The following is a 19,910-nucleotide window of genomic DNA, read 5'->3' on the forward strand; positions in this document are numbered from 1 at the left end:
GCCCCGCGTTCAGAACCCGCAGCGTCGCCGACATTCCATCAGAAGTTGAACTTGATCGTCCCGCCAAAGGTCTGCGGGTCGCCGACCTGCGCCGCGATCAGGCCGGTGTTGCCGCCCGTGCCCGCGAGGTAGAGGTCGATATAATCCTTGTCGAAGGCATTGCGCGCCCACAGGAATGCATCGAACTTGTCCGTGCGGAAGCCAATCCGGAAGTTGTGCAGCGCGTAGCCCCTGACCCAGGTGTAGATCGAGGGTGACGGGTTGGACGACCAACGCGAGCGCGAGCTTGCGTCATAGCCGAAGTAGAATTGCCCCTCTTCGCCAAACAACTCGCTCGGCGCATTCGCCTCCCCGCCCCACGAGAACGCCCATTTGGAAACGCCCGGCAACGGCGCGCCCGAAGCGTCATAGACCGGCGGGCTGCTGCCACCCGGCGTACCCGGCGCGCTGGGCGTGCCGACATAGGCGCACTTGTTGCCCGCCACGCCCGGCAACGTCGTACCGCCCGCCAGCTCCGGCGGTGGCGGCGCGTCGCAGAAGCTGTCGAACTTGGCATCGGTGTACGCGCCACTGACATAGGCGCTGAAACGATCGCTCGGTCGGATCGCAAAGTCTGCTTCAACGCCCTTGCTGCTGACCCGGTCTGCATTCGCGAGGTAGCCACGGACCGTCGTGCCCTGACCGTTGCTGACGCTGGCCTGGAAATCCTTGATCTTGGTATAGAATCCGGTGACGTTCAGCGTGGCGCGACGATCCCAGAACTGGGTCTTCACCCCCGCTTCGAAATGGTCGACCTTCTCTGGTTTGATCGTGAAGTAGAGCGGGATCGCGGCACCGGTGCTGTCCGCTGGCACCCCGTTCAGGTTGAGACCGGCGGTTTTGAACGAGCGCGCATAGGTCGCATAGACGTTGACGTCATCCGTCACCTCGTACCGCAGGTTGAGGTCGTAGGAGAGGTTCCACGCGCTGAGCTGGGGCGCATAATATTGCGACGCCTGCACCCCGCGCTGCGCTGCCGTCCACGGATCGCTATAGGATGGCGAGGCCGGATCTGCCGACACGACCTGTCGCGTGCCGTTGGAGGCGGTGCCGGTCACCACCGAGTTATACAGGCCGTCCTTCTTGTCATAGTTGATCCGGATGCCCGGGGAGACGGTGAAGCGGTCGACAATTTCCCAATTCAGCTTGGCATAAGCGGCGACGCTGGTGTTATCGAGCCGGATATCGTTGATCGCGACCACATTGTTGAGCACGGCCGGGTTGTTCGACAAGGCACTGGTCGGATTCAGCAGCCACTTGCTGGCCGCCAACCCCGTCGATTGTACGCCGCTGGTGCGAATCTTTTGGTGGAAGCCGAACAGACCGACGGTCAGGTCATAGCCTTGGCCATCGTGGTTGAAGCGGAACTCCTGCGTATACTGGTTCTGCCGGGTCGGGTTCTCGACCTTCGTATAGACCGGATAGATCGTGTAATCGCGGTCGTTCGCGGGCTTCCAGTCCCAGTAGCGCCACGCTGTGATCGACGTCAGCGTGTTATTGTTATCGATGTCCCACACTGCGCGGAGCGACAAGCCGCCATGCTCGTTCCGGGCACGAAGCTGCGCATCGACATCGGTGGTCCGGTCAAAGGGATTCGCATTGGTCGGCAGAAGGCCTGGATATTGCGCCTGCTGCGCAGCGACGAGCGCGGGATATTGCCGGTTCGCCGCGCGCTGGGTCGGGCCGTAACCGCCATATTGGAAGGCGCAGCAGATCGGATCCTGAACGTTCCAGTCGCCCGAGAGGGTCAGAGCGAGCCCATTGCTCGGCTTCCACAGCAGCGAACTGCGCAACCCGACGCTGTCCTGCGACTGAATGTAGCTGTTGGTGCGCGTGTTGTAGATCGTGCCGCGACGATCGGTCGCCGTCACGCTGATGCGTGCCGCCAGCGTGTCGCTGATCGGGCCGGAGATCGATGCCTTGCCCTGCTTGAAACTCAGGTTGCCGAGCGAAACCTCCGCCTTGCCCTCAAAGTCGGACGAGGGCGCGCGTGTGGTAATGTTGATCGCGCCGGCGGTGGTGTTCTTGCCGTACAACGTACCCTGCGGTCCGCGCAGCGTTACGATCTGATCGACATCGACAAAGTCCAGCGTCGCCGACGCGATGCGGTTGTAATAGACGTCGTCGATATAGATTCCGACGCCCTGTTCGAACCCGTCATTGGTCAACCCGAACGGCGCTCCGATGCCGCGGATGTTGATGAAGGTGTTGCGCGGATTCTGCGAATAGAATTGCAGCGTCGGCTGCAGCTTGGTCAGCGCGCTGATGTTGTAGGTGCCCTGCGAATCGAGTGTCAGCGAATCGACGGCCGAGATCGCGACCGGCACGTCCTGCACATTTTCGGATCGGCGGCGCGCGGTGACGACGATCGTGTTCGAATCCTGCGCATCCTCCGCGTCGGCGGACGGTGTCTCGGTTTCGCCGGAGGGCCGTGTGGCTTCGACTGCTGCGGGCCTGGATTCTTCGGCAAGCGCGGCGGGCGATGCGCTGGCCAGGAGCAGGATCGAGAAGGATGAAAGGCTCACGTGTCAAAATCCCCTTGATGAAGTCCGCGTTAAACTCCATCAAACAAGTAGGGTTTAGCGACAAAGCAATTCTATTCCTACTGCATCGGTATGCTTTATGCCGTGAATTTCTGTCGCTCCGGCGCTCTTGAAAGCGGCCGGTCAGTTCCCAAATCAGCGGTGCACGGCGCCTTCGGGGCCGCGCTAAATTGGCATCGCGGATGATCCGGGTGCCGCAAGACGTTGAAATTGCTCATTGGAGGATTACGCTATGCGTCAGATCGACTTGACCCCCTTCCGCCGCTCGACGATCGGCTTCGACCGGCTCTTCGACATGCTCGAAACGACCGCGCGCCAGTCGAGCAGCGAGAATTACCCCCCTTCAACCTCGAGCGGATTTCTGATGACCGCTATCGCATCACGATCGCCGTCGCCGGTTTCAAGGCCGACGAGATCGAGATCGTCGCGCAGCAGAATCTGCTTCAGGTCTCCGGCAAGAAGGGTGAGGCGCAGGACAACAATCCTGCCCAGATGCTGCATCTCGGCATCGCCAATCGCGGGTTCGAGCGCCGCTTCGAGCTGGCGGATTTCGTCCGTGTCGAGAGCGCGGATCTCACCGACGGCCTGCTCATCATCGAGCTGGTGCGTGAGGTTCCCGAAGCGATGAAGCCGAAGAAGATCGCGATCGGCGGCGGCAGCAGCGAGGCGACCGCGATCGAACATCGCGACGTCGCCTGAATGGCACCCCCGGCGGTGCGCTCACCCCTTGCGCGCCGCCAAAATGGGGCGTCCGGACCCTCGGTTCGGACGCCCTTTTGTATGAGCCTTACTTCGCCGGGACCGCGCCCGCCCCGGGCCAGGTCGACTCGCCGATCCGCGTCACGTCCAGCTCCATATATTTGACCGGCTTGCCGTCGACGATCCGCTCGCCGGTTTCGACCCAGCGGCCCTCCTTGATGACCGCTCGATACCGGATCGCCACCCCGTCGGCACCTGTCATCCCCCAGGAAAACCCGTCATCGGTCAGCGTCAGCGCGAAATCACCCTGATGCCCCTGCGCATAGGACCGCATCGTGTAGCGCTTGTTGGCCGCGTCAAAGGAGATGACCGCAAAGGCGTGAAACGGCGACATGCCATTGGGCGTATAGCTGCGCCCCTCGACCACCCGGATCGTCCCGTTCAGCATCGGGCCAACGCGCTCGGTGTGCGTGATCGAGAATTTCTGGCCGTTCGGCATGAAAACCGACGCGGTGCCGCGCCATTCGCCGTCGAGCATGGCGAGCTTGTCGAGCGCCGCCTTCTGGGCCGCCAGAACCGCCGGATCGGCCTGTTGCGCCGAACCGGGCGCGGCGATGCACAGGGCGGACGCACACAGGGCCGTCGCCAGAGTCATTTGTCGGATCATCGGAACTCCCCCTTCCTGTCCAGGGCGGCAGGATAGCGGAGTTCAGCCGATCACACCAATCGCGACTGGCGCACCGCAGCTTCGATGAAGCTGGCAAACAGCGGATGCGGGTCGAACGGCTTGGATTTCAGCTCGGGGTGGAACTGGACGCCGACGAACCACGGATGATCGGGCCGCTCGACAATCTCGGGCAGCATCCCGTCAGGCGACATGCCGGAGAAGACCAGCCCGCCGGACTCCAGCCGCTCGCGATAGCCGGTATTCACCTCGTAGCGGTGGCGGTGACGCTCGCTGATCTCTTCACCGCCATAGATCGAAGCGACCACGGAATTGCCGTCGAGCTTCGCCGGGTACGCGCCAAGCCGCATCGTGCCGCCTAGGTCGCCGCCTTCCTCGCGCTTCTCGATGCCGTCCTTGCTCATCCACTCGCTGATGATGCCGACCACCGGCTCCCGCGTCGGGCCGAACTCGGTCGATGATGCGTCCACGATGCCCGCCATGTTCCGCGCGCCCTCGACGCACGCCATCTGCATCCCGAAGCAGATGCCGAAATAGGGCACCTTGCGTTCGCGCGCGAAGCGGACGCTGGCAATCTTGCCCTCCGCCCCGCGCGATCCGAATGCGCCGGGGACGAGGATTGCGTGGCATGGCTCCAGATTGGCCGCGACCTCGGCATCGTCGCCCTTCTCGAACAGCTCGGCGTCGATCCAGCGGATATTCACTTTCACCTTGTTGGCGATGCCGCCATGCACCAGCGCTTCGTTGAGCGACTTGTAGGCATCCGGCAGACCGACATATTTGCCGACCACGCCGACGGTCACCTCGCCTTCCGGGTTGAACAGCCGGTCGGTGATGTCGCTCCAGCGCGACAAGTCCGGTGCGGCGCCCGGCTCGATCCCGAACGCGCGCAGCACTTCCCCGTCCAGCCCCTCGGCATGATACTGCAGCGGAACGGCATAGATGCTCGGCGCATCGAGCGCCGGGATCACCGCGCTTGCGGGCACGTTACAGAATTGCGCGATCTTGGCGCGTTCTCCGGCGGGCAGCGGCTGTTCGCACCGGCACACCAGCACGTCGGGCTGGACGCCGAGCGATGCCAGTTCGCGCACGCTATGCTGGGTCGGCTTGGTCTTCAGCTCGCCCGCAGCGGCGATATAGGGCACCAAGGTCACATGGACGCTGATCGAACGACCGCGACCGAGTTCATTCTTCAGCTGACGGATCGCCTCGATGAACGGCAGCGATTCAATGTCGCCGACGGTGCCGCCAATCTCGCACAGCACGAAATCCAGATCCTCGGTCTCCGCCTGTGCAAAGTCCTTGATCGCGTCGGTGACGTGCGGAATCACCTGGACGGTCGCGCCCAGATAGTCACCGCGCCGCTCGCGCTCGATGATCGTCTTGTAGATTCGGCCCGACGTGACGTTGTCCGACTGACGGCTCGCAACGCCGGTAAACCGCTCGTAATGACCAAGATCGAGGTCGGTCTCGGCCCCGTCGTCGGTCACATAGACTTCGCCATGCTGGTATGGCGACATCGTGCCCGGATCGACGTTCAGATAGGGATCGAACTTGCGAATGCGGACCTTGTATCCGCGCGCCTGAAGCAGCGCCGCAAGGCTGGCGGCCATCAGGCCCTTGCCAAGCGAGGAGACCACGCCGCCGGTGATGAAAATATACCGCGTCATGGGAGTCACCGCTTAGCCTTTATGCACAAGTTTGGGCAAGCGCCCGACTCCGGGCGCCGCCGAAAAAGTTTCGATCGGATGGGTTAGTTGGCGAGCGGGACCGCACTGTTGTCCGCAGGCACGACCGGGGCCGGCTGCGCCGCCGGGGCGGTCTGGCTTGTCGGCGACGCCGCACGGCTGGTGTCGATCGCGGTATCGCCGCGCGTCGCCGCCAGCACCGCCAGCGTGATGCTCATCACCACAAACGCGCCGGCCAGGATCGCTGTCGCGCGGGTCAGGAAATTGGCCGCCCCGCGCGCCGACATCAGGCCCGACGGGCTGCCACCCGTCGTCAGGCCGCCACCTTCGGACTTCTGCATCAGAATCACCGTCACCAGCAGGAATGCGATGGCGGCATGTACGACGAGGAGGAAGGTAAACATCTTGGCGGTCTTTCTCGGGAAACCGGCCACATAGGGAAGCGCGCGGCGCGGATCAACCGCGTATCGCCCGCAACGCCGCTTCGGGGATCGTCACCGAAACGGAACATTTCGTCATTGGACTGAAACGCTTTCGCAATCGGGGCGTTAATGAACCCGAATGTCCGGTTTCTTCCGGAGCTGTAACGGAATGATGAGTAGCGCTATGAATGCCATAAGCGACCATTCACTGGACCAGTGGAAATCGACCTTGATCGATTATGTCCGGTCCGGTGAACCCGATCTGACCAATCGCCAGATGGCGCTGATGCTGCTCGTCTATCTCGAACCCGGGCCGCATACGGTGCGTGGGTTGGCCCGTGCTCTCAACGTGTCGAAGCCCGTAGTTACACGTGCCTTGAACAGGCTGGGCGCACTAAGCTATCTGCGCCGACAGCGCGACGAGACCGACAAGCGGAACATCTTCGTCGCGCGCACACCTGAAGGGGCGGAGTTTCTTGCAGAATTCGGACAATTCGTCACCGGCGACAGCGTCGGCAGCACCGGCAGACAATCCGCATCCGCGTAACCGATTCGCGCTGACCGGGCGGTCGGCCCAGCTTGACCCGCGCCATGAGCCGGTACGCCGCGACCTTGCGGACGTCCGTCTGGCCGATCGCGTCTTCGCGCCCCATTATGCCGCGCACCTCACGCACGTCGCCACCCGCGCAACCGCGCTGCGCGCGGGCAGGGATGCCGGTACCGAATTACTGGCAACGCTGAACGCCGGCGATCTGTTTGAAGCGCTTGAGCTCTCTGCCGGCCTCGCCTGGGGCAGCGCCCCGGCTCATGGTCTAGTCGGCTATGTTGCAGCGTCCGATCTCGGACGTGTCGCATGACGATCTCGGTCTTTATCGACGGAGCGGCCGGAACCACCGGACTCGAAATCCGCGATCGGCTCGCCGGACGTAGCGAAATCGAGCTGATCGCGCTCGCAGATGCCGACCGCAAGGACGCAGCGAAGCGCGCCAAGGCGCTCAACAGCGCGGATTTCGTTATTCTGTGCTTGCCCGACGATGCCGCACGCGAAGCGGTGGCGTTGATCGACAACCCGCGCACGCGTGTGATCGACGCATCGACCGCGCATCGTGTCGCCGATGGCTGGACCTATGGCTTTGCAGAACTTGAGCCAGCCCAGGCACAGGCGATCGCCGAAGCTCCGCGAGTGTCGAATCCCGGTTGCTGGCCGACCGGCTATCTCGCGCTGGTCCGCCCGCTGGTCCGCGCCGGCCTGATCCCCGCCGACTGGCAGCTCAGCGCCGGCGGCGCATCGGGCTATTCGGGCGGCGGCAAGGCGATGATCGCCGAGTTCGAGGATGGGTCCGAACCGACCGGCTTCCGCGCCTATGGCCTGGACCTCGACCACAAGCATCTGCCCGAAATGCAGAAGCACGCCCGCATGGAGCATCCGCCAATCTTCATGCCAGCCGTGGCTCATGCCTATCGCGGCATGCTGATCGAAGTGCCGCTCGCGCTCGCTGCCTTGCCCCGCAAGCCGTCGCCGACACAGATTCTCCAGACCCTCGCCGACGCCTATCGCGATTCGCCGATCGTCCGGGTGATCGAGGAGAATGATGCGTCGCTCGTCCGGCTTGAGGACGATGCAGGCACCGACAGGCTGACCATCCGCGTGTTCGGCAATGCCGATCGCGGCCAGGCGCGGCTGATCGCGACACTCGACAATCTTGGCAAGGGCGCGGGCGGGGCTGCGGTGCAGAACCTCAACATCATGGCCGGCCTCGACCCGACCGCCGGACTGGTGCTTTAGCGCAGAATAGGTATGCGCGACTTCGCAAGCCGCGCTGGCGCTGCTAGGGCGACCGCGAAGATACGATTGGGAGGATCGATGCGACAGCCATTCGGCAAGCTGCTGCTGTTCGGAGCCACGGGAGACCTGGCCCAGCGGATGCTGATTCCCTCGCTCTACGGCCTCCATGCAGATCATCTTCTCCCCGAAGAACTGACGATCACGGGGACCGCGCGGTCAACGCTGTCAGATGCCGAATATCGCGACTTCTGTGCCAAGGCGCTCGAAACCTTCCTGCCGGAAGACCGCAAGGACGCCGCCGCGATCGCCAGTTTCCTGGATCGGGTCCAGTATCAGGCGCTCGATGCTTCAACGCTTGAGGGGTATGACGACCTCGCGAAGAAGCTGGGCGACATTTCAGGCGGCCTCGCCATCTTCCTGTCGACCGCGCCCAAACTGTTCGAGCCGACGATCAAGGGTCTCGCCTCGGCAGGTCTGGCGGGTGACAATGTGCGCATCGGCCTCGAAAAGCCGCTCGGCACCGATCTGCCGTCAAGCCGCGAGATCAATGACGCAGTGGCGTCGGTCTTCCCCGAAGACCGCACCTTCCGCATCGACCACTATCTGGGCAAGGAAACCGTCCAGAACATCCTCGCGCTCCGGTTCGGCAATTCGTTGTTCGAGCCGATCTGGAACGCGGCGGGCATCGACCATGTCCAGATCACCGTCAGCGAGACGGTCGGGCTTGAGGGCCGCGCAGGCTATTATGACGATGTCGGCGCGCTGCGCGACATGGTCCAGAACCATATCCTCCAGCTGCTCGCGCTGATCGCGATGGAGCCCCCTGCCCGCTTCGACGGCACCGCGATCCGCGACGAAAAGGTCAAGGTGCTGCGCTCGCTCCGCCCGATCGCCGGGCGCGACGCGGCCGATCTGACCGTCACCGGCCAATATACCGGTGGCGCATCGACCGGAAAGATCGTCGCGGGATACGCCGAGGAGCTGGAAAAACCCTCGAAAACCGAGACCTTCGTCGCGATCAAGGCGCATGTCGACAATTGGCGCTGGCAGGGCGTCCCCTTCTACCTGCGCACCGGCAAGCGCATGACCGAACGGCGCAGCGAGATCGTCGTCCAGTTCAAGCCGGTCCCGCATTCGATCTTCGCCGAGCGCGGCGGGGTGCTCCAGTCGAACACCCTCATCATCCGCATTCAGCCGGAAGAATATGTCCGTCTGCTGGTGATGGCGAAGGAGCCGGGCCTAGATCGCGAAGGCGTGCGGCTCCGCGAAGTGCCGCTCAACCTCAGCCTCGACACAGAATTTGCCGGAACGCGCCGCCGCATCGCCTATGAGCGGCTGTTGCTTGACCTGATCGAGGGCGACCCCACCTTGTTCGTGCGCCGCGACGAGGTTGAGGCCCAATGGACCTGGATCGATGCGATCCGTGCCGGCTGGGACATGGCAGACGTCAAGCCAAAGCCCTATGCGTCGGGCACTTGGGGCCCGTCCGCCGCCATCGCACTCACCGAACGCGACGGCGTGACCTGGAACGAATGACCCTCGAACCGAACTGAAAGTTCCCACTGGAGTTGTTGAAATGGCCGAAGAAATCGAATGGTGGGAGTATGAGGAAGCGGGCGAGTGGAGCGACGCGCTCGCCGGCGACATCGCCTTCATCATCGAAAGCGCAATCGATGCGCGCGGCGGCGCGGTGATCGCGCTGGCGGGCGGCAAGACCCCCGCCCCGGTCTATGAAAAGCTAGCCGCGGCGAAGCTCGACTGGAAGCGCGTGACGATCGTTCCGACCGACGACCGCATCGTCCCGCTCGGCGACGCGCTGTCCAACGTCACCGGCCTCGGCAAGGTGTTCATCCCGAAGGGTGCGCGCGTCGTGCCGCTGGTGAGCGAGAAGGCCGACGACTACAAGGCCGCCGGCCGCGCCGCCGATGCGCGCCTCGCCGATCATCACTTCCCGCTCGACCTCGTCCTGCTCGGCATGGGCGCGGACGGCCATACCGCGTCGATCTTCCCCGGCCCCGATTTTGACGAGGCGTTGAACGGTCCGAAGGAACGCCGCGCACTGGGCGTCATGCCCGATCCGCTGCCGCCCGAGGCACCGGTTGCGCGCGTCACCCTGTCCGCCGCCGCCATCGCCAACGCCAAGTCGCTGATGATCGCGATCACCGGGCCTGAGAAGCGCAAGGTGCTGGAAGCGGCGATCAAGCAGGGCGCGTCGAGCAGCTACCCGATCGGCCGCGTGCTCGCCGAGACCGAACTTCCAGTCGACGTCCACTGGCTGGAGTAATCAGCGTGGCGACCCTCCACCCCGAAATCGCCGCCGTCACCGATCGCGTCATCACCCGCTCGAAAGACCGCCGCGCCGCCTATCGCGCGCTGATGACGCAGCAGCGCGAAGGCGGGGTCAGCCGTCGTGGCCTGGGCTGCGCCAACCTCGCCCATGCCTATGCCGGCACCGACGAACAGCGCGACGCGATGAAGCCGGGCAACCGGATGAACATCGGCATCATCACCGCGTACAACGACATGCTGTCCGCCCACGCGCCCTATTACCGCTACCCCGAACAAATGAAGATCTGGGCGCTCGAAGCGGGCGCGACGGCGCAGGTCGCGGGCGGCGTTCCGGCGATGTGCGATGGCGTGACGCAGGGCTATGCCGGGATGGAGCTGTCGCTGTTCAGCCGCGACACCATCGCCATGTCGACCGCAGTGTCGCTGAGCCACAACACGTTCGAAGGCGCCGCGCTGCTCGGCATCTGCGACAAGATCGTGCCCGGGCTGCTGATGGGCGCGCTGCGCTTCGGCCACCTGCCGATGATCCTCGTCCCCGGCGGCGCAATGCCCACCGGCATCGCCAATAAGGAAAAGGCAAAGGTTCGCGAACTCTACGCAGAGGGCAAGGCGAGCCGCGAAGAGCTGCTCGATTCCGAAATCGCCGCCTATCATGGCAAGGGTACCTGCACCTTTTACGGCACCGCCAATTCGAACCAGATGATGGTCGAGGCGATGGGCCTGCACGTTCCCGGCGCGTCGTTCATCCATCCCGGCACCAAGCTGCGCCAGCAACTGACCAGGGCGGCGGTTCAGCGGCTCCCCGAGATCGGCTGGGACGGCAACGACTATCGCCCGATCGGCGAGGTCGTCGACGAGCGCGCAATCATCAACGCGGCAATCGTGCTGCTCGCCACCGGCGGGTCGACCAACCATTTGATCCACCTGCCAGCCATCGCCCGTGCTGCGGGGGGTACTGATCGACTGGGAGGATTTCGACCGGCTGTCGCGTACCGTGCCGCTGCTCGCGCGGGTCTATCCCAATGGTTCGGCCGACGTGAACGGGTTCGAGGATGCCGGCGGCCCGACCTTCGTCATCCGCGAGTTGCTGAAGGGCGGCATCCTGCATGGCGACACGCTGACCACCTTCGGCGACGGGCTCGACGCCTATGCGAAGAAGCCCGGCCTCGACGGTGACGCGCTGGTCTGGAACGATCATGGCGCGGTCAGCCGCGACGACACGATCCTGCGCACGATCGACGCCCCATTCTCCGACGAGGGCGGCTTCCGTATCCTCTCCGGCAATCTCGGCCGCGCCTGCATCAAGGTCAGCGCGGTCGAGCGCGACCGCTGGACGATCGAGGCCCCGTGCCGTGTGTTCCAGACGCAGCAGGCAGTGCAGGATGCCTTTAAAGCGGGCGAACTCGACCGCGACGTCGTCGTCGTCGTCCGCTTTCAAGGGCCGCGCGCCAACGGCATGCCCGAACTGCACAAGCTCACCCCCCCGCTCGGCGTCCTCCAGAATCGCGGTTTCCGCGTGGCATTGGTCACCGACGGCCGCATGTCGGGCGCGAGCGGCAAGGTGCCCGCCGCGATCCATCTGTCGCCCGAGGCGCTGGGCGGCGGCCCGATCGGCAAGCTGCGCGATGGCGACGTCGTGCGCCTGTGCGCAGAGGAAGGCGTCCTCCAGGCGCTGGTCGATCCCGCCGAATGGGACGCGCGCGAAATCTGCGCCGCGCCTCCGCCGGAATCCGGTACGGGCCGCGAGTTGTTCGCAATGATGCGCCTCGGCGCGAGCGAGGCGGAAGCCGGCGGTTCGGCGATGCTCGCCGCAGCCGGCCTCTAAGAACGAGAAAAGGGAGAGTGATGGAAGTCGTAGCGGTCGATATCGGCGGGACCCATGCCCGCTTCGCCATTGCGGAAGTGGAAAGGGCCGCGTCGTCTCGCTCGGCGAGCCGGTGACGCAGAAGACCGCCGATCATGGCAGCTTCCAGCTCGCCTGGCAGGCATCGGCCAAGGAATTTGGCCGCACCATGCCGCGCGCCGCCGCGATCGCCATTGCCTCGCCGATCAACGATGAGTTGATCAAGCTGACCAACAATCCGTGGATCATCCGCCCGCCCCTGATCAAGGAACGGCTGGAGGTGGATTCCTACACGCTGATCAACGATTTCGGCGCGATCGGCCATGCCGTCGCCCAGCTTCCCGACAGCGATTTCGTCCATCTGTGCGGCCCGATGACAGCGTTGCCGGAAAAGGGATCGATCACCGTCTGCGGCCCCGGCACTGGCCTGGGCGTCGCGCAGGTCTTCCGTCCCCCCAGCGGCGGCTATCACGTCATCGCGACCGAGGGGGGGCATATGGACTTCGCCCCGCTCGACAGCATCGAGGACGCCTATGTCCGCCGCCTCCGCTCGACCTACACCCGCGTGTCGGCCGAGCGGATCGTGTCCGGCCCCGGCATCGTCCCGATCTACGAAACGCTGGCGCAGATTGAGGGCAAGGCGGTGCATAGCCTGTCCGACAAGGAAATCTGGACCCTCGCGCTGGAGGGCAAGGACAGCCTCGCCGTCGCCGCGCTCGACCGCTTCTGCCTCAGCCTCGGCGCGGTCGCGGGCGATCTCGCGCTCGCGCACGGCCCAACCGGCGTCGTCATCGCGGGCGGGCTCGGCTTCCGGCTCAAGGATCACCTGCTCGGCTCTGGATTTGCCCAGCGTTTCGTCGCAAAGGGGCGCTTCCAGGGGTTGATGTCCTCGATCCCCGTCAAGCTGATCACCCACCCCCAGCCCGGCCTTTACGGCGCGGCGGCGGCCTATGCGCAGGAGCATACGCAATGAGCATCGAAACCATCATGCGGACCAGCGCGGTCATCCCCGTCCTCGTCATCGACGACGCGGCGACCGCCAAGCCCCTCGCCGAAGCGCTGGTCGCAGGTGGTCTCAAGGTGCTCGAAGTCACGATGCGCACCCCCGCCGCGCTCGACGCGATCCGCGAGATGAAGAAGGTCGAAGGCGCGATCGTCGGTGCCGGCACCGTCGTCAACCCCGACCAGTTCGCGCAGGTGATGGATGCGGGCGCCGAATTCATCGTCTCCCCCGGCCTGACCGAACGGCTCGGCAAGGTGATCGTCGAAAGCGGCGTGCCGTTCCTGCCCGGTGTCGCCAATGCCGGCGATATCATGCGTGGCTACGACCTCGGCCTGCGCCACTTCAAATTCTTCCCGGCGGAAACCAGCGGCGGACTCAAGGCGCTGAAAGCCCTCGCCGCCCCGTTCTACGAAGCGAAGTTCTGCCCCACTGGCGGCATTTCCGCGGCGACCGCACCCGACTGGCTCGGCTTCGACCCCGTCCTGTGCGTCGGAGGCAGCTGGGTAACGCCCAAGGGCGCGAGCATGGCCGAAGTCGAAGCACTGGCGCGGGAGGCGGCGACGCTCGCGCAACGCTGATGGACGCGAGCCGTCAGCCACAGTTCCGCTTCTATCCGGGTGCCTATGCCGATGGCGGACCGATGGAGCGATCCGATGCGCTTTGCGACGTGTGTCGGTTACCCTGTGGCTGGCGCTACACTGGCTCAGTCTATTCAGTTGCAGAGCTGAAAAATCTCTGTGCCCGTTGCCTTGCCGATGGCCGAACCGGCGCGGCCCTCAACGGCGCAGATTTTGGTTTTCACGATATCCGCCTGATTGGCGCAGCGCCCGAGCCGGCACGCGAATTAATGCAGCGCACGCCGGGCGTCGCCTGTTTCAATCCGTTCGTGTGGCCCGTGCTGGATGGCATGCCGCTTGCTTATATCGGCCCCGGGGATGACCCCGCCCTGCTCGCGTTGCCGGAGGTACGCGCGGCCATTGCCGCTGCGTTTGACGAAATCGGCTGGGATCCGGAGGAGCAATCCCCCTATGCGCTGCTGTTCCGCGAAGTGGATAGCGACCGCTGGCGCGCGGTGATCGACCTTGATTGAGGTAGCGCTCCCATAATTCGATTGTGCTCGCTCCCGCATTCGGCAAATCTCGCCGGCGACAGGGGGAGGTTTCTATGGACGATGCGGTTTCGCCGCAGGCGACGCTTGCGAGGATCAGCGCGCGGCTGATGCCGCTGCTCTGCACCATGTACCTCCTCGCCTATATCGACCGGCAGAACGTCTCATATGCCAAGCTGGAGATGGTCGACGCGCTCGGCATGTCCGAAGCCGCCTATGGCCTTGGCGCCAGCCTGTTCTTCCTCGGCTATTTCCTGTTCGAGGCACCCGCCAACATGGTGCTCGCCCGCATTGGCGCGCGGGTGTGGTTCACCCGGATCATGCTCACCTGGGGTCTCATCACCGTCGCGCTCGGCTACACGCAAAGCCCGACGATGTTCTACGTCCTGCGCTTCCTGCTCGGCGCGGCGGAGGCGGGGTTCTTCCCCGGGGTGCTCTACCTCCTCACCCTCTGGTATCCGCAGGCGCACCGCGCGCGGATGGTCGGGCTGTTCATGATCGCCAGCGCCTTTGCCAATGCGGTCGGATCGCTGATCGGCGGCGCGCTGTTGGAACTGGACGGCGTGGCGGGCCTCGCCGGATGGCAATGGGTGTTCGTCGCCACCGGACTGCCCCCGGTGCTGCTCGCGCCTGTCGTATTGTGGAAACTGCCCAGCACCCCCGGCGAGGCGAAATGGCTGAGCGACGGCGAAAAACACTGGCTCGCCACTACCCTCGCCGCCGAAAGCCCGTCAGGCGACCATGGCTCGGCCTGGCGCGCTGTCGCCGACCCGCGCGTGCTGCTGCTCTCGCTGCTCTATTTCGCGATGCCGCTCGGTGCCTATGGCCTTAGCTACTGGCTCCCGACCATCGTCAAGAGCTTCGGCGCGTCGAATATCCAGAACGGCATCATCAACGTGATCCCGTGGATCCTCGTCGCGGCCGCGCTCTGGGCGGTCCCGCGTCACGCAGCGCGCCACGGGACGAGCCGCTGGCACGTCGCCGGCCCGATGCTGGTCGCCGCTGCCTTCTTCCTCGCCAGCGTCGTTGTGCCCGGCGCAGCGCTCAAATTCGCCTGTTTGTGCATCGCCGCCGCCGCGATCTTCTCCGCCCAGCCGGTGTTCTGGAGCGTACCGCAAGGGCTGCTCTGCGGGGCCCACGCCGCCGCCGGGCTCGCGGTGATCAACTCGGTCGGCAATCTCGGCGGATTTGCCGCGCAGAACGCGGTGCCGATGGTCCGCGACTATACCGGCAGCACGCTTGCGCCGATGGCGATGCTGGCCGGCGTGCTGGCAGTCGGAGGGCTCGCGTTTCTGATCGTGCTGCCACGCCTCGGAGTTGGGCGCAGCGCCGACTAGGCCCTACATCTCCCCCCGCGCGCGGCGCAGGGCATACCATTTCTGGACGTTGGCGTTGTGCTGCTCCAGCGTGTCGGCGAAGATATGCCCGCCGGTGCCATCCGCGACGAAGTAGAGCGCGCTGGTCTGTTCCGGGTTCAGCACAGCGTCGATGCTCGCGCGGCCCGGATTGGCGATCGGCCCGATCGGCAGGCCCGCGCTGGCATAGGTATTGTACCCATTCTTGTCCTGCAGTTCGGAGCGCAGGATACGGCGGCCGAGCGGCTTGCCCTTGGTCACCGGATAGATGACGGTCGGATCGGCCTGCAATGGCATCCCGCGCTTCAGCCGGTTGGAATAGACCCCGGCGACCATCCGCCGCTCCTCGGGCTTCCCCGTTTCCTTTTCGACGATCGACGCGAGGATCAGCGCCTCACGCTCATTCGCCACCGCAATGCCCGGCTTGCGCTTCGCCCATGCCTTGCTGAGATAGTCCAGCATCGCATTCTGCATGCGATCGAGCACCGCCTGCCGCGTATCGCCGCGATTATAGGCATAGCTGTCCGGCAGCACCGTGCCCTCGACCGGCACCTCGACCTCACCCTCGAGCTGCTCGGCGGCCATCAGCCGCTCATGCACCATGATCGACGGCATCCCCTCGGGAATCATCACGAAGCGCTGGAGCGTGCGCCCGCCCTGCAGCATCTTGAGCAGGTCCGACTGACTGATCTTCGCCGGCACGCGATATTCGCCCGCCTGGATCGGCGTGTCGTCGCCAAACACCCGCGCCATCCACAGGAACAGGTCGGCATCGCGGATCGCGCCCTGCTTCTCAAGCTCGCGCGCGGCAGTGGTCAGGGTCGATCCCTGAGCCACCATCAGCGTCGAGTTGCGCGCGCCCGGACCGGGGCCACCCCAAAGCTGCGCCGCCCAAAAGGCCGCGCCGACGAGCGCGAGGATCAGGAGGACGCCGAAGCAGCCGAACTTGCGCACCAACGTCTCCCGAACCTGCGGATCAAACCGCCTTCATCACCAGCGACGCATTGGTCCCGCCAAAGCCGAACGAGTTGTTCAGCACCGCCTTCACCTTCCGCTCCTTGGCCTTGTGCGGCACCAGATCGACGCCGACGCAATTCTCGCTCGGATTGTCGAGGTTCAGCGTCGGCGGCACGATCTGGTCGCGCATGGCGAGGATGCAGAAGATGCTCTCCACCGCGCCCGCACCGCCCAGCAGATGGCCGATTGCCGACTTGGTCGAGCTCATCGACAGATCGCCGATCGCGTCGCCGAACAGGCGGCGAACACCGCCCAGCTCCAGTTCGTCGCCCAACGGGGTCGAGGTGCCGTGCGCGTTGATATAGTCGATGTCCGACAGCGCGAGGCCCGAGCGCTTCATCGCCATCTGCATCGACCGGAATGCGCCCGAACCCTCGGGGTGCGGTGCCGTGACGTGATAGGCGTCACCCGACAGGCCATAGCCGATCACTTCGGCATAAATCTTGGCACCACGCGCCTTGGCCCGCTCATATTCCTCGAGCACGACGATGCCCGCGCCCTCGCCCATGACGAACCCGTCGCGACCCTGATCCCATGGGCGGCTGGCGCGCCACGGTTCGTCGCGGAAGCCGGTCGACAGCGCGCGCGCCTGACCGAAACCGGCGATGCCAATCGGGCAAATGGTGCTTTCCGCGCCGCCCGCCAGCATGACGTCGGCGTCATCCATTGCGATCATCCGCGCAGCGTCGCCGATCGAATGCGCCCCGGTCGAACAGGCGGTAACCACCGCGTGATTCGGCCCCATCAACCCGTATTTGATCGAAACCTGACCCGAGATCAGGTTGATCAGCCGACCATGCACGAAATGCGGCGAAACGCGCTTCGGCCCCTTCTCGTGCAGAACTAGCGATTCGCTCTCGATGCCCGGAAGGCCGCCGATTCCCGACCCGATCGAGCAACCGGCGCGCAGCCGCTCTTCCTCGCTCATGTCGAGCAGGCCGGCGTCCTCGATCGCCTGCCCCGCAGCGTCGATGCCATAGACGATGAACGGATCGACCTGGCGCTGGATCTTGTGATCGACGCGCTTGCCAGGGTCGAAGCCATATTCATGGTCGGCGGGCTTCACCTCACAGGCATAGTTGCTCTGGAAATCGGTCGCGTCAAAGCGTGTGATCGTCCCCGCGCCCGATTTGGCCGCGATGATGTTCGTCCACGTGGTTTCGACATCCCCGCCCAGCGGGGTGACAAGGCCGAGGCCGGTTACGACGACGCGCCGCATAGCAACTCTCCGGTATCAGGCATCGTGCTGAACCAAATGGAACCGATGTTCAGCGACCAACGATGCGACAGTAAAATGCTTCACAAAGGAAACGGCTCCCCACCCCTTTCCGGGACCGGGAGCCGTTCGTCAAATCCTGCCCATGCGGGCCGGCATCGCGGTGACCCGCTTAGCCCTGATTTTCGTCGATATAGGTGATCGCGTCCTTCACGGTCGTGATCTTTTCCGCCGCATCGTCGGGGATCTCGACACCGAATTCTTCCTCGAACGCCATCACCAGCTCGACGATGTCGAGGCTGTCCGCGCCCAGGTCGTCGATGAAGCTTGCATCCTCGGTCACCTTTTCGGCTTCGACGCCGAGGTGCTCGACGACGATCTTCTTCACGCGATCGGCGGTCTCGCTCATGTACCCTGTTCCTTCTTATGGGTTGAATCTCTAATCCTGAACGCACCTAGAACGCCGCCAGCCCCTGCGCAAGAGGGGGACGCAGCGTCACCGGTGGATCACAGCATCGCCATGCCGCCATTCACGTGCAGTGTCTGGCCGGTGACATAGCCCGCTTCCTTCGACGCAAGATAGACCACCGCCGCAGCGATATCCTCGCCGCTGCCAAGATCGCCGGCCGGAATTTTTGTCAGCAGCGCGGTCTTCTGCGCCTCGGGCAATACGTCGGTCATCGCCGAGCGAATAAAGCCCGGCGCGACGCAGTTCACGGTGATGTTGCGGCTCGCCAGTTCCTGCGCCAGCGCCTTGGACATTCCGACCAACCCGGCCTTGGACGCGGCATAGTTGGCCTGTCCCGGATTTCCGGTCGCGCCGACGACGGAGGTGATCGAGATCATCCGGCCATAGCGCGCCTTCATCATCGGCTTGGCAGCAGCGCGCATCAGGCGGAACGCGGCCTCAAGGTTGACGCGGATCACGGTGTCCCATTCCTCATCCTTCATCCGCATGGCGAGGTTGTCGCGGGTGACGCCGGCATTGTTGACGAGGATGTCGAGCTTGCCGAGCGCTTCGACCGCCGACGGCACCAGCGCATCCACCGCTGCCGCATCGGACAGGTTGCAGGCGAGTGCGACATGATCCCCGCCCAGCTCAGCGCGAAACGCCTCCAGCTTCTCGGCATTGGACCCGGATACCGCCAGTCGCGCGCCTTGAGCGGCGACTGCCTTGGCGATCGCGGAACCGATCCCACCCGATGCGCCGGTCACCAGCGCGGTCATGCCTGTCAGGTCGAACATATTCATTCTCCTCAGAGCGCCTTTTCGAGCGCCTCGATATCATCCATCGTCACCACGCTCGTCACGGTCGCGTCCGGCGCAATCCGCTTGACCATCGCGCCCAGCACCTTGCCGCCAAGCTCGACGAACTGCGTCACGCCGGCCTCCTGCATCGCAAGAATCGACTCGCGCCAGCGCACGCGGCCGGTGATCTGATCGACCAGCAGCGTCTTCGCCTCGGCACCCGACGTGACCGGGGCTGCGGTGACATTGGCGTAGAGCGGCACCAGCAGGCCGTCGGTCGTCGCCTCGGCCAGGATCGCGTCCATTGCATCCGCCGCTGGCTGCATCAGCGAACAATGAAAGGGGGCAGACACCGGCAGCAGTACGCCGCGCTTGATCTCATAGTCCTTCACCAGCGCTACCGCGCGCTCGATCGCGCCGCGATGGCCGGAAATCACCACCTGGGTCGGGTCATTGTCGTTGGCGACCTCGCACACTTCGCCCTCGGCCGCCGCCGCGCTCAGCGCTTCCGCCTTGGCGATGTCGGCCCCGAGCAGCGCGGCCATCGCCCCCTCACCCACCGGCACCGCCGCCTGCATTGCCTGGCCGCGCGCCTTCAGCAGCGCTGCGGTCTGCGGCAGGCTGAACGCCCCTGCCGCGCACAATGCGCTATATTCGCCCAGCGAATGCCCCGCGACGAAATCGGCCTTGTCGGACAGCCGCACCCCGCCTTCCTTTTCCAGCACGCGCAGCACCGCGATGGCATGCGCCATGATCGCCGGCTGGGCGTTTTCGGTCAGCGTCAGGTCGCTCTCCGGCCCTTCGGTCATCAGCTTGAACAGCTTCTGCCCCAGCGCATCGTCGACCTCCTGAAACACCTCGCGCGCGGCGGCGCTCGCTTGGGCGAGCGCCAGCCCCATGCCGACCGACTGGCTCCCCTGCCCCGGAAAGATGAAGGCACGCATGTTCAAGGCTCCTCTCGAAATCAGG

General features: G+C 64.8%; 17 protein-coding genes and 3 pseudogenes. 11 read left to right on the plus strand and 9 right to left on the minus strand.

The features are described from left to right. Positions 1 to 38: 38 nt before the first annotated feature. On the minus strand, positions 39 to 2,564 hold the full coding sequence (locus LRS08_RS00285) for a TonB-dependent receptor (RefSeq protein WP_260481180.1): 2,526 nt from the start codon (positions 2,562 to 2,564) through the stop codon (positions 39 to 41). Between the two features lie 250 nt (positions 2,565 to 2,814). On the opposite strand from LRS08_RS00285, the pseudogene LRS08_RS00290 reads away from it, so the two are divergent. Then, positions 2,815 to 3,281: pseudogene (locus tag LRS08_RS00290) on the plus strand (Hsp20 family protein). Between the two features lie 88 nt (positions 3,282 to 3,369). Here the strand turns inward: LRS08_RS00290 and LRS08_RS00295 are convergent. The 3 genes from LRS08_RS00295 to secG all read right to left on the minus strand — a co-directional run bounded on the left by LRS08_RS00295 (position 3,370) and on the right by secG (position 6,058). After that, positions 3,370 to 3,936 (minus strand): DUF1579 domain-containing protein, encoded by a 567-nt coding sequence (locus LRS08_RS00295; RefSeq protein WP_260481181.1) that lies wholly within the window; start codon positions 3,934 to 3,936, stop codon positions 3,370 to 3,372. A gap of 62 nt (positions 3,937 to 3,998) precedes the next feature. Beyond that, positions 3,999 to 5,636 carry a CTP synthase gene (locus tag LRS08_RS00300; RefSeq protein WP_260481182.1) on the minus strand — a complete coding sequence of 546 codons (1,638 nt, stop codon included), beginning with the start codon at positions 5,634 to 5,636 and terminating at the stop codon, positions 3,999 to 4,001. An 83-nt stretch (positions 5,637 to 5,719) separates the two neighbouring features. Continuing rightward, positions 5,720 to 6,058: a preprotein translocase subunit SecG gene (gene secG / locus LRS08_RS00305; RefSeq protein WP_260481183.1), complete on the minus strand. Its 339-nt coding sequence runs from the start codon at positions 6,056 to 6,058 to the stop codon at positions 5,720 to 5,722. Positions 6,059 to 6,260: 202 nt separating this feature from the next. Between secG and LRS08_RS00310 the strand changes: the two genes are divergently transcribed. The 10 genes and pseudogenes from LRS08_RS00310 to LRS08_RS00355 all read left to right on the plus strand — a co-directional run bounded on the left by LRS08_RS00310 (position 6,261) and on the right by LRS08_RS00355 (position 15,442). Beyond that, positions 6,261 to 6,623, plus strand: a complete 363-nt coding sequence (locus LRS08_RS00310; protein WP_260481184.1) for a MarR family transcriptional regulator — start codon at positions 6,261 to 6,263, stop codon at positions 6,621 to 6,623. After that, a complete protein-coding gene (locus tag LRS08_RS00315) occupies positions 6,553 to 6,933 on the plus strand; it encodes an SH3 domain-containing protein (protein ID WP_312026637.1) in 381 nt (126 codons plus the stop codon). Before LRS08_RS00310 ends, LRS08_RS00315 begins: the two co-directional genes overlap by 71 nt. Continuing rightward, on the plus strand, positions 6,930 to 7,862 hold the full coding sequence (gene argC / locus LRS08_RS00320; RefSeq protein WP_260481185.1) for an N-acetyl-gamma-glutamyl-phosphate reductase: 933 nt from the start codon (positions 6,930 to 6,932) through the stop codon (positions 7,860 to 7,862). Before LRS08_RS00315 ends, argC begins: the two co-directional genes overlap by 4 nt. A 78-nt stretch (positions 7,863 to 7,940) precedes the next feature. Further along, complete coding sequence (gene zwf / locus LRS08_RS00325; RefSeq protein ID WP_260481186.1) at positions 7,941 to 9,398, plus strand: glucose-6-phosphate dehydrogenase; 1,458 nt, start codon at positions 7,941 to 7,943, stop codon at positions 9,396 to 9,398. A 40-nt stretch (positions 9,399 to 9,438) separates the two neighbouring features. Beyond that, positions 9,439 to 10,146, plus strand: a complete 708-nt coding sequence (pgl, locus tag LRS08_RS00330) for a 6-phosphogluconolactonase (RefSeq protein ID WP_260481187.1) — start codon at positions 9,439 to 9,441, stop codon at positions 10,144 to 10,146. 5 nt (positions 10,147 to 10,151) lie between these two features. Beyond that, positions 10,152 to 11,976: pseudogene (gene edd / locus LRS08_RS00335) on the plus strand (phosphogluconate dehydratase). A 20-nt stretch (positions 11,977 to 11,996) separates the two neighbouring features. Next, positions 11,997 to 12,967 (plus strand): annotated as a pseudogene (gene glk, locus LRS08_RS00340) (glucokinase). Next, positions 12,964 to 13,575: a bifunctional 4-hydroxy-2-oxoglutarate aldolase/2-dehydro-3-deoxy-phosphogluconate aldolase gene (eda, locus tag LRS08_RS00345; protein WP_260481188.1), complete on the plus strand. Its 612-nt coding sequence runs from the start codon at positions 12,964 to 12,966 to the stop codon at positions 13,573 to 13,575. The pseudogene glk and the gene eda overlap by 4 nt, the downstream one beginning before the upstream one ends. Further along, positions 13,575 to 14,087 carry a CbrC family protein gene (locus LRS08_RS00350; protein ID WP_260481189.1) on the plus strand — a complete coding sequence of 171 codons (513 nt, stop codon included), beginning with the start codon at positions 13,575 to 13,577 and terminating at the stop codon, positions 14,085 to 14,087. The genes eda and LRS08_RS00350 overlap by 1 nt, the downstream gene beginning before the upstream one ends. Positions 14,088 to 14,161: 74 nt before the next feature. Beyond that, a complete protein-coding gene (locus tag LRS08_RS00355; protein WP_260481190.1) occupies positions 14,162 to 15,442 on the plus strand; it encodes an MFS transporter in 1,281 nt (426 codons plus the stop codon). A 3-nt stretch (positions 15,443 to 15,445) separates the two neighbouring features. Here the strand turns inward: LRS08_RS00355 and mltG are convergent, their stop codons facing one another. The 5 genes from mltG to fabD all read right to left on the minus strand — a co-directional run bounded on the left by mltG (position 15,446) and on the right by fabD (position 19,885). Next, complete coding sequence (gene mltG / locus LRS08_RS00360) at positions 15,446 to 16,414, minus strand: endolytic transglycosylase MltG (protein WP_260481191.1); 969 nt, start codon at positions 16,412 to 16,414, stop codon at positions 15,446 to 15,448. A 22-nt stretch (positions 16,415 to 16,436) separates the two neighbouring features. Then, complete coding sequence (fabF, locus tag LRS08_RS00365; RefSeq protein ID WP_257845389.1) at positions 16,437 to 17,696, minus strand: beta-ketoacyl-ACP synthase II; 1,260 nt, start codon at positions 17,694 to 17,696, stop codon at positions 16,437 to 16,439. 169 nt (positions 17,697 to 17,865) lie between these two features. After that, complete coding sequence (locus LRS08_RS00370) at positions 17,866 to 18,102, minus strand: acyl carrier protein (protein WP_066575645.1); 237 nt, start codon at positions 18,100 to 18,102, stop codon at positions 17,866 to 17,868. A 98-nt stretch (positions 18,103 to 18,200) separates the two neighbouring features. Further along, a complete protein-coding gene (gene fabG / locus LRS08_RS00375; RefSeq protein ID WP_257845388.1) occupies positions 18,201 to 18,938 on the minus strand; it encodes a 3-oxoacyl-[acyl-carrier-protein] reductase in 738 nt (245 codons plus the stop codon). 11 nt (positions 18,939 to 18,949) lie between these two features. Continuing rightward, positions 18,950 to 19,885 carry an ACP S-malonyltransferase gene (fabD, locus tag LRS08_RS00380; protein ID WP_257845387.1) on the minus strand — a complete coding sequence of 312 codons (936 nt, stop codon included), beginning with the start codon at positions 19,883 to 19,885 and terminating at the stop codon, positions 18,950 to 18,952. Positions 19,886 to 19,910: the final 25 nt, after the last annotated feature.

The organism is Sphingomonas sp. J315, from assembly GCF_024666595.1.
Lineage (GTDB): Bacteria > Pseudomonadota > Alphaproteobacteria > Sphingomonadales > Sphingomonadaceae > Sphingomonas.

What these genes read in the sequence shown, in the direction of transcription:
- LRS08_RS00370 (WP_066575645.1), bottom strand. Translation starts at nt 18,102, where the DNA reads ATGAGCGAGACCGCCGATCGCGTGAAGAAGATCGTCGTCGAGCACCTC.
- LRS08_RS00300 (WP_260481182.1), bottom strand. Translation starts at nt 5,636, where the DNA reads ATGACGCGGTATATTTTCATCACCGGCGGCGTGGTCTCCTCGCTTGGC.
- LRS08_RS00295 (WP_260481181.1), bottom strand. Translation starts at nt 3,936, where the DNA reads ATGACTCTGGCGACGGCCCTGTGTGCGTCCGCCCTGTGCATCGCCGCG.
- LRS08_RS00310 (WP_260481184.1), top strand. Translation starts at nt 6,261, where the DNA reads ATGAATGCCATAAGCGACCATTCACTGGACCAGTGGAAATCGACCTTG.
- fabD (WP_257845387.1), bottom strand. Translation starts at nt 19,885, where the DNA reads ATGCGTGCCTTCATCTTTCCGGGGCAGGGGAGCCAGTCGGTCGGCATG.
- fabG (WP_257845388.1), bottom strand. Translation starts at nt 18,938, where the DNA reads ATGTTCGACCTGACAGGCATGACCGCGCTGGTGACCGGCGCATCGGGT.
- eda (WP_260481188.1), top strand. Translation starts at nt 12,964, where the DNA reads ATGAGCATCGAAACCATCATGCGGACCAGCGCGGTCATCCCCGTCCTC.
- argC (WP_260481185.1), top strand. Translation starts at nt 6,930, where the DNA reads ATGACGATCTCGGTCTTTATCGACGGAGCGGCCGGAACCACCGGACTC.
- LRS08_RS00350 (WP_260481189.1), top strand. Translation starts at nt 13,575, where the DNA reads ATGGACGCGAGCCGTCAGCCACAGTTCCGCTTCTATCCGGGTGCCTAT.
- secG (WP_260481183.1), bottom strand. Translation starts at nt 6,058, where the DNA reads ATGTTTACCTTCCTCCTCGTCGTACATGCCGCCATCGCATTCCTGCTG.
- zwf (WP_260481186.1), top strand. Translation starts at nt 7,941, where the DNA reads ATGCGACAGCCATTCGGCAAGCTGCTGCTGTTCGGAGCCACGGGAGAC.
- LRS08_RS00355 (WP_260481190.1), top strand. Translation starts at nt 14,162, where the DNA reads ATGGACGATGCGGTTTCGCCGCAGGCGACGCTTGCGAGGATCAGCGCG.
- fabF (WP_257845389.1), bottom strand. Translation starts at nt 17,696, where the DNA reads ATGCGGCGCGTCGTCGTAACCGGCCTCGGCCTTGTCACCCCGCTGGGC.
- pgl (WP_260481187.1), top strand. Translation starts at nt 9,439, where the DNA reads ATGGCCGAAGAAATCGAATGGTGGGAGTATGAGGAAGCGGGCGAGTGG.